The 1314-nt window shown below is 75.6% G+C and carries 2 protein-coding genes; one reads left to right on the plus strand and one right to left on the minus strand.

What is annotated here, in order from left to right:
• A partial coding sequence (locus tag H5J30_RS33775) for an NPCBM/NEW2 domain-containing protein (RefSeq protein WP_181791592.1) occupies positions 1-743 on the plus strand: 743 nt, incomplete at its 5' end.
• 173 nt (positions 744-916) lie between these two features.
• On the opposite strand, the gene H5J30_RS33780 is transcribed toward H5J30_RS33775, so the two are convergent.
• The gene (locus H5J30_RS33780) at positions 917-1252 is read right to left on the minus strand and encodes a branched-chain amino acid transporter permease (RefSeq protein ID WP_181791594.1); all 336 of its coding nucleotides are present in this window, start codon (positions 1250-1252) and stop codon (positions 917-919) included.
• Between the last annotated feature and the right edge of the window lie 62 nt (positions 1253-1314).

Raw genomic sequence — 1314 nt, forward strand, 5'->3', positions numbered from 1 at the left:
AGATCGAGGTCACCGGCCGCTTCGCCGCCGAGGCCGGGGAGTCCGCGACGCTGCGGCAGGTCACCCTCGGCGCCCGGCCGCGGGCCGGCTGGACGGCGGCGGGCGAGGACGTGGCCCGGTCGGCGCTGCGGCCGGGGCAGGCGCTGTCGGCGGACTGGACGGTGCGGGTGCCGGAGTCGGCGGAGCCGGGGTACGTGGACGTGCCCGTCGTCGCGGAGTACCGCGCGCCGGGGGCGGGCCCCGCGGAGCCCCGGGTGCACGTCGAGCAGGCCGTGCGGGTGCTGGTCGCCCCGCCGGTGCCGCAGGGCGAGGCGCACGTGGGCGACCTGCACCTGCTCACGGCGACGAACGGCTGGGGCCCGGTCGAGGCCGACACCAGCGTCGGCGACGACGGCGCCGGCGACGGTGCGCCGCTGACCATCGGCGGCACGACGTACGCCAAGGGCCTCGGCGCCCACGCGCCGTCCCGCGTGACGGTCTACCTCGGCGGCGCGTGCACCTCCTTCGCCGCGCAGGTCGGCGTGGACGACGAGGTCGGCGACCGCGGCTCGGTGAGCTTCCGGGTCCTCGGCGACGACACGGAGCTGGCGACGACCGGCACCCTGCGCGGCACCGACGCCGCGCAGCAGGTGGCGGCGGACGTGACCGGCGTCGATCTCCTCACCCTGGAGGTGGCGGACGGCGGCGACGGCATCAGCTACGACCACGCCGACTGGGCGGAGCCGAAGGTCACCTGCGGCTGACGGCCGCGCAAGGGTGGAGCGGCCCGGCGGAGGTATCCGCCGGGCCGCTGCATGTGTGACGCACAGCCCTGGCGCGCAAAGCCCTTTGCTTTCCCGGGAGTCGAGAGCAATCCACTTTTCCCCTGACAGATCCTGCCCAACCAGAACAACACCGGCGCAGACGTCGGAGGGCTTCAGAACACCGCGCTGGCGAGCACCACATGCACCAGCGTGCCGCCCAGTATCGACAGCAGCACATTACGGCGCCACAGGTGTACGGCCACGGTGGCCGCCAGCGCGAGCAGCGCCGGCCACGCCGCCCCCGGGTCGCGCGGGGTGAGGTGGCGCAGGGTGTACGCGGCGAGGATCACCATCACGCCCACCGGCATCACCGCGGCCAGGTACGCCACGAGCGGGCTGGACCGCAGCGGCGCCAGCACGGCGAACGGCAGGGCGCGCAGCGCCCAGGTGACGGCGACGGCGACCGCGACGGCGGCGAGGAGGTAGCCGGCGGCGGGGACGTCAGACACGGGCGCCCGCCTCCCTTCGGCGTACGAGGGCGTAGCGGGCCAGGAGCACCCCGGCGAAGAGC

This window comes from Streptomyces phytophilus, assembly GCF_013870535.1.
GTDB lineage: Bacteria > Actinomycetota > Actinomycetes > Streptomycetales > Streptomycetaceae > Streptomyces > Streptomyces phytophilus.